A 6,807-nucleotide genomic window follows, 5' to 3' on the forward strand; every position below is an offset into this window, starting at 1 on the left:
TTGTTAAAGAGCGTTGCGAACAGCGGCTGAACCGTCTGTCGCGAGGTGGCGTATATTACGCTTTCCTCTTTCGGAGTCAAACACTTTTTTCAGCGTTTTCATCCGGCGGAAGTTCTTATCGAATCTTCCTTATCAACACCGCATTCCGTAAACCGTTGTGCCGTGTTGATGGATGCGCATTATAGGGAGTTGTTCTCAGCGCGCAACCGCTAAATTCAATAAAAACAACCGTTCGCTGCATTCCACAGCAAAACCCCGTCTTATACGCAGTTACACACAGTGTTATCCACACTCTGCCGCACAAATGAATTTAGGCGAGCATCACGCAAACGTTTTCGCTACAATGCCCGGCGACGTCAAGGATGCCCCTTTTGGGGCGTTACATGAGGCAAGCGTTTCCTTCTATATAGAAGAGAGACACTAAGCTTGATGTAACGCTCTTTTTTACGCGAAACAAAGCCAAGGGATAAAACCACCATGCAACAACGTCGTCCTGTACGCCGCGCGCTACTCAGTGTTTCTGACAAAGCCGGTATCCTCGAATTTGCTCAGGCACTCTCCAGTCGTGGTGTTGAGCTGCTCTCCACAGGCGGTACCGCACGTCTGCTGGCAGATGCGGGCCTGCCCGTCACCGAAGTTTCTGACTACACCGGTTTCCCGGAAATGATGGATGGACGCGTCAAAACGCTGCACCCGAAAGTGCATGGCGGCATTTTGGGTCGTCGTGGTCAGGATGATGCGATCATGGCTGAACACGCCATCAACCCAATCGACATGGTGGTCGTCAACCTGTATCCCTTCGCACAAACCGTTGCCAAACCTGATTGCTCATTAGCTGATGCGGTTGAGAACATCGATATCGGTGGCCCAACCATGGTTCGCTCAGCGGCGAAGAACCATAAAGACGTGGCGATCGTGGTGAAGAGCAGCGATTACGAGGCGATCATTGCCGAGCTGGATGCCAACGAAAACTCGCTCACGCTGGAAACGCGTTTTGATCTGGCCATCAAAGCCTTCGAGCACACTGCCGCTTATGACAGCATGATCGCCAACTACTTCGGTAGCCTGGTGCCGGCTTATCACAGCGACAGCAAAGAACCGGCCGGTCGCTTCCCGCGCACGCTTAACCTCAACTTCATTAAGAAGCAGGATATGCGTTACGGCGAGAACAGCCATCAGGATGCTGCCTTCTATATAGAAGAGAATGTTGCTGAAGCTTCTGTTGCCACCGCGCAGCAGGTTCAGGGCAAAGCGCTCTCTTACAACAACATCGCCGATACCGATGCCGCACTCGAGTGCGTGAAAGAGTTCGACGAAGCCGCTTGCGTGATCGTTAAACACGCTAACCCATGCGGCGTGGCGGTTGGCGGGTCGATTCTTGAGGCTTACGAACGTGCCTACAAAACTGACCCCACTTCTGCTTTCGGCGGCATCATCGCTTTCAACCGCGAGTTGGACGAAGCCACCGCACAGGCGATCATCAGCCGTCAGTTTGTTGAAGTGATCATCGCGCCATCCGCCAGCGAAGCGGCATTGAAAGTGACCGCGGCCAAGCAGAACGTGCGCGTTCTGGTGTGTGGTCAGTGGCAAGGTCGTGTTGCCGCGCTGGATTTCAAACGCGTTAACGGCGGCGTACTGGTTCAGGATCGCGATCTGGGCATGGTCGATGCCAGCCAGCTGCGCGTTGTCAGCAAACGTCAGCCAACGGAACAGGAACTGCGTGATGCGCTGTTCTGCTGGAAAGTGGCGAAGTTCGTTAAATCCAACGCCATCGTCTATGCACGTGACAATATGACCATCGGCATTGGCGCCGGCCAGATGAGCCGCGTTTACTCAGCCAAAATTGCCGGCATCAAAGCGGGTGACGAAGGTCTGGAAGTGAAAGGCTCCGCGATGGCGTCTGATGCATTCTTCCCGTTCCGCGATGGTATCGACGCGGCAGCGGCTGTCGGCATCAGCTGCGTGATTCAGCCAGGCGGTTCAATCCGTGATGATGAAGTGATTGCCGCCGCTGATGAGCACGGCATCGCGATGATCTTCACCGACATGCGTCATTTCCGCCATTAATTGTTGGGAGCAGTACAGATGAAAATTTTAGTGATTGGTAATGGCGGACGTGAGCACGCGCTGGCATGGAAAGCGGCACAATCGCCATTGGTCGAAACAGTGTTTGTCGCGCCAGGCAATGCGGGCACCGCGCTCGAGCCGGCTCTGCAGAACGTGGCAATCAGCGCCACCGACGTTCCCGCGCTGCTGGCTTTTGCTCAGCAGGAAAAGATCGATCTGACTATCGTTGGCCCGGAAGCGCCGCTGGTGATTGGTGTGGTTGATGCGTTCCGTGCTGCAGGTCTGAAGATCTTTGGCCCAACGCAAGCCGCTGCCCAGCTGGAAGGCTCAAAGGCGTTCACCAAAGATTTCCTGGCACGTCAGCAGATCCCAACCGCCGAATACCAGAACTTCACCGAAGTGGAGCCTGCGCTGGCCTATCTGCGCGAGAAAGGCGCACCGATCGTCATTAAAGCTGACGGTCTGGCCGCCGGTAAAGGCGTGATCGTGGCGATGGAACTGGCTGAAGCAGAAGCTGCAGTACAAGACATGCTGGCTGGCAATGCGTTCGGCGATGCCGGTCACCGCATCGTGATTGAAGAGTTCCTTGATGGCGAAGAAGCCAGCTTTATCGTGATGGTCGACGGTAACAATGTGCTGCCGATGGCCACCAGCCAGGATCACAAGCGCGTCGGCGATGGCGATACCGGTCCAAACACCGGCGGCATGGGCGCGTATTCTCCGGCGCCAGTGGTAACTGATGAGATCCACCAGCGCGTAATGGATCAGATTATCTGGCCAACCGTTAACGGTATGAAAGCTGAAGGCAACATCTATACCGGTTTCCTGTATGCAGGCTTGATGATCGATAAAGCCGGTCAGCCTAAAGTGATCGAGTTTAACTGCCGCTTTGGCGATCCGGAAACTCAGCCGATCATGTTGCGTCTACAGTCGGATCTGGTTGAGCTGTGCCTGGCTGCTGTAGACGGCAAACTGGATCGACAAACCTCGCAGTGGGATCCACGTCCTTCGCTGGGCGTTGTGTTAGCTGCGGGTGGTTATCCGGGCGATTACAACACGGGCGATCAGATTCACGGTCTGCCGCTAGAAGAAGTGCCGGACGGCAAAGTGTTCCACGCTGGCACCACCATGAAGGACGATCTGGTGGTGACCAACGGCGGTCGCGTACTGTGCGTGACCGCGCTCGGCGACGATGTTGCCGCTGCGCAGAAGAACGCTTATGCGCTGGCGCAGCATATTTCGTGGGATGGCAGCTTCTGCCGCCGCGATATCGGTTACCGCGCCATTAACCGCAAATAAGTACGCAAAGGGGCACAGCATGTGCCCCTTCTCTTATCCGCCTGCTAGAAATCGCTCTCTTTTGGCTGCCAACTGCATTCGTCATCCGGCGTAGCACGTAGCAGTTGCACACCTTCCGGCGCTTCCAGCCACGACACCATCAACGGCGTAGACTGGCTCTGCTGCTGGCGACTTAGCGTATACAGCGTGTCGCGATCAAAGGCCGCATTCACCAGCTTGTCATCGCACTCTCGTACCTGATTGCCGCCCAGCCAATGGCCCTGACGCAGCAATACGCGGCCTGCAAGCAACGCATTGCTCTGATCCAGCATGCGCTGCGCATCGAAGCGATACAGCTCAACGCTATCAGCGCTGACTGCTTCACGTCGTCCCGCCAGCTGGCGCTGCATGAAATTGAGATTGCCCTGATGATCGAAGCGTAAGGTGACATCGTCCGGCTGTGCACCGGCGACACGTCGTTCGACGCTAATCAGCTTCTGCTGCTGCCAGTTGTAATCAGTGGTTTCCATCGCATCGCCATTAAAGGGCGTGAAGACCGTACGTAGATGAACCACTTGATGGTCGCTATTCTTGCGCCAGATGCGCACGGTGCCGCGGTCGGCCAGGTAGCCGCTCGCCGTAAAGGCGGGAAGATCAGGAGTGGAGCTACAGCCCGTGAGCAGCGCACCAAATAATAGGGCGCACACGCGCTGAGGAATTGAATTCAGCATGGCAGGTCCCGGCAACAAAAAGGGGCGCTAACGCCCCCTCTTTTAAAGCTAAACCGCAATGCGGAAACTTACTTAACAGCGTCTTTCAGAGCTTTGCCTGAAACGAACGCTGGCACGTTAGCCGCTGCAATTTTGATCTCTTTGCCAGTCTGCGGGTTGCGACCGGTACGCTCAGCGCGGTGGTTCACTTTAAAAGTACCAAAACCAACCAGTTGTACAGCATCACCTTCTTTCAGAGACTCAGTGATCGCAGCCAGGGTAGATTCCAGCGCAGTCTTAGCCTGGGTTTTAGACAGGTCAGCTTTCTCTGCGATCACATCAATCAGTTGAGTCTTGTTCATAAGTTATCCTTAAAGTGTATTTATCGCTTGCTAAGCAACGAGTGCGAGGGAAAAGCCCTTCTCAGGCCTTGTTCAGCCGGTACGCACCGATAGCCACAATTTTCAGCCCCCCAAATGTAGACCAGACAGGGGGCCGATGTGAAGCCTCCAGGCGCGGTAATTCGGGCCTGAAGTCACGTTTTCTTGCCTTATTGCTGAAAAAGTATACCGATGTTACTGATTCCCGCTTCGCGCAGGTCTGCACGCAGGCCTTTAATCAATTCCAGGTCGCGCTCTTCGCACTCTGACAGCAGGCGGAAAATCTCCCACTGCAGGTCCCATTCATCGATTACCGCCTGATTTCCGCGCAGCTCTTCGTCGGTCATTTCGCGACCGGCTTGCGTCATTTCCAGAATCGCCACGGTGGTGATCGATGTACGGCTGACTTCAACGGCGTGCTCCAGCGTTTCACCGCTGAGCTGTGCATGCAGCAGTTCACTTAATGCCACGCAGGCATCAATCGCCGGATGTACACCGTAAACCTCAAAATCATCACCATCAGGGATCGCCGCTTCAAATTTCTCCAGCTGACCGTCGAAATTGATTTTGGCATCTTTGACCGTCAGGCTTTCCCAGATCAGATCGAGGATACGGCGATAGAGTTGCGGATCGGCGAATTCGGTCTGCTGACAGAAAGCCCAATAGTTGGGGAACATACGCTCGCACAGGCAGGCCATGAAAGTCATATGCTGCCAGCTTTCAAGCTTCGCCAGACGCAAATGGACGGGATTCTGTAACATCAAACTTACTCTCAATAGGTTAGCTGGCGGCAGTGTACCGCAAAAGCCGGGCACAAACAGCGTTAAGGCGTATTTTGCCAGCGCAGAAAGGCCGGGCGTCCTGAGGCGACAGCATCCGCCCAACGCGTCGGTTCCGGCAAACGATAGCCTGCGGTACAGGCTTCCACCCAATGCAAGGCGCTATCCATGCTGACGCGATGGCCGGTGGAGATAAACAGCGGATTACAGCGCGCTTTACTGCGCCATACCCAACCAATCTGTTCACCTTTGTCGAGCAGCGGCTGGCGACTGCCTGGCTCAGCGTCCAGCTCAGCAAAACGTCCACACAATCGCTTCTTCGCCACGCCAATGGTAGGCACATCCACCAGCGAACCGAAATGCGCCGCTACGCCAAGCCGACGCGGATGGGAAATACCGTGACCATCCACAAACAGCAGATCGGGCATGTGTGAGAGCTGCTGCCAGGCTTCCAGCAGTGCCGGCATTTCGCGGAAGGATAAGAAGCCCGGAATATAAGGCATGGTGGTGGCCACGCGTGCAATCCGATGTTCCACCAGCGTTAAGGATGGATACTCGAGAATGACCAGAGCAGCGCGTGTGATCTCACCACCCTGTTCAAAACCCACGTCGGCGCCACCAATAAAGCGCGGCGGCAGCACATCGAAATCATCCTGCCGCACCACATCAACAGCGCGTTGCAGCTGTTCCTGGCGTAGTGCGGCTAAATCCACCATCAGCCCTGATGATAAGGACGTGACAGACGATGCACCGCTTCTACAAACGCACCGGCATGCTCAGGTGGCACATCTGGATGGATGCCGTGGCCCAGGTTAAACACGTGACCTTCGCCCGCGCCAAAACCTTCAAGAATCCCGGCCACTTCCTGCTCGATGCGCGCAGGCGGTGCATACAGCATGGAAGGATCCATGTTGCCCTGCAGCGCCACTTTGTCACCTACGCGACGACGCGCATCGGCGATATCGGTGGTCCAGTCGAGTCCCAGCGCATCACAGCCGGTCGCGGCTAGCGCTTCCAGCCATTGGCCGCCACCTTTGGTGAACAGCGTAATAGGTACGCGACGACCTTCGTTCTCGTGCAGCACGCTATCGACGATTTTATGCATGTAATAGAGCGAGAATTCGCGATAGTCGCGTCCGGTCAGCACGCCGCCCCATGTGTCGAACACCATGATCGACTGCGCGCCAGCTTTGATCTGCGCATTGAGATAAAGAATCACGCTGTCGGCCAGCTTATCCAGCAGCTTGTGCAGGGTTTGCGGCTCGGCGTACATCATCTTTTTGATTTTCGTGAAGGCTTTGCTGCTGCCGCCTTCAACCATATAGGTTGCCAGCGTCCACGGGCTGCCGGAGAAACCGATCAGCGGCACTTCGCCTTTCAGGTTGTGACGAATGGTACGCACCGCGTTCATCACATAACCGAGTTCTTGCTCTGGATCCGGCACCGGCAGCTTATCGACATCCGCACGGCAGGTGATCGGATTGGAGAAACGTGGGCCTTCGCCGGTCTCAAAGTAGAGCCCAAGTCCCATCGCATCAGGAATGGTGAGGATATCGCTGAAGAGGATTGCCGCATCCAGCGCATAGCGACGCA

7 protein-coding genes are annotated in these 6,807 nt (G+C 55.5%); 2 read left to right on the forward strand and 5 right to left on the reverse strand.

What is annotated here, in order from left to right; genetic code table 11:
* The first annotated feature begins 477 nt into the window (after positions 1 to 477).
* On the forward strand, positions 478 to 2,067 hold the full coding sequence (gene purH / locus RTY00_RS16935; protein ID WP_256698096.1) for a bifunctional phosphoribosylaminoimidazolecarboxamide formyltransferase/IMP cyclohydrolase: 1,590 nt from the start codon (positions 478 to 480) through the stop codon (positions 2,065 to 2,067).
* Between the two features lie 18 nt (positions 2,068 to 2,085).
* A complete protein-coding gene (gene purD / locus RTY00_RS16940) occupies positions 2,086 to 3,366 on the forward strand; it encodes a phosphoribosylamine--glycine ligase (RefSeq protein WP_312665212.1) in 1,281 nt (426 codons plus the stop codon).
* 44 nt (positions 3,367 to 3,410) lie between these two features.
* Here the strand turns inward: purD and RTY00_RS16945 are convergent, their stop codons facing one another.
* The 5 genes from RTY00_RS16945 to hemE all read right to left on the reverse strand — a co-directional run.
* Positions 3,411 to 4,076 carry a DUF1481 domain-containing protein gene (locus RTY00_RS16945; protein WP_312665213.1) on the reverse strand — a complete coding sequence of 222 codons (666 nt, stop codon included), beginning with the start codon at positions 4,074 to 4,076 and terminating at the stop codon, positions 3,411 to 3,413.
* A gap of 68 nt (positions 4,077 to 4,144) precedes the next feature.
* Entirely contained in the window at positions 4,145 to 4,417 is a 273-nt protein-coding gene (gene hupA, locus RTY00_RS16950; RefSeq protein WP_007886275.1) for a nucleoid-associated protein HU-alpha, read from the reverse strand.
* Positions 4,418 to 4,605: 188 nt separating this feature from the next.
* The gene (locus RTY00_RS16955; RefSeq protein ID WP_061720552.1) at positions 4,606 to 5,196 is read right to left on the reverse strand and encodes a YjaG family protein; all 591 of its coding nucleotides are present in this window, start codon (positions 5,194 to 5,196) and stop codon (positions 4,606 to 4,608) included.
* A 62-nt stretch (positions 5,197 to 5,258) separates the two neighbouring features.
* Positions 5,259 to 5,927: a deoxyribonuclease V gene (nfi, locus tag RTY00_RS16960; RefSeq protein WP_312665215.1), complete on the reverse strand. Its 669-nt coding sequence runs from the start codon at positions 5,925 to 5,927 to the stop codon at positions 5,259 to 5,261.
* 2 nt (positions 5,928 to 5,929) lie between these two features.
* Positions 5,930 to 6,807 (reverse strand): uroporphyrinogen decarboxylase (gene hemE / locus RTY00_RS16965; protein WP_312665214.1); only part of this gene is annotated, 878 nt, incomplete at its 5' end.

The sequence above is a fragment of the Pantoea sp. CTOTU49201 genome (assembly GCF_032054795.1).
GTDB lineage: Bacteria > Pseudomonadota > Gammaproteobacteria > Enterobacterales > Enterobacteriaceae > Pantoea > Pantoea symbiotica.

What these genes read in the sequence shown, in the direction of transcription:
- RTY00_RS16955 (WP_061720552.1), bottom strand. Translation starts at nt 5,196, where the DNA reads ATGTTACAGAATCCCGTCCATTTGCGTCTGGCGAAGCTTGAAAGCTGG.
- hupA (WP_007886275.1), bottom strand. Translation starts at nt 4,417, where the DNA reads ATGAACAAGACTCAACTGATTGATGTGATCGCAGAGAAAGCTGACCTG.
- purD (WP_312665212.1), top strand. Translation starts at nt 2,086, where the DNA reads ATGAAAATTTTAGTGATTGGTAATGGCGGACGTGAGCACGCGCTGGCA.
- purH (WP_256698096.1), top strand. Translation starts at nt 478, where the DNA reads ATGCAACAACGTCGTCCTGTACGCCGCGCGCTACTCAGTGTTTCTGAC.
- RTY00_RS16945 (WP_312665213.1), bottom strand. Translation starts at nt 4,076, where the DNA reads ATGCTGAATTCAATTCCTCAGCGCGTGTGCGCCCTATTATTTGGTGCG.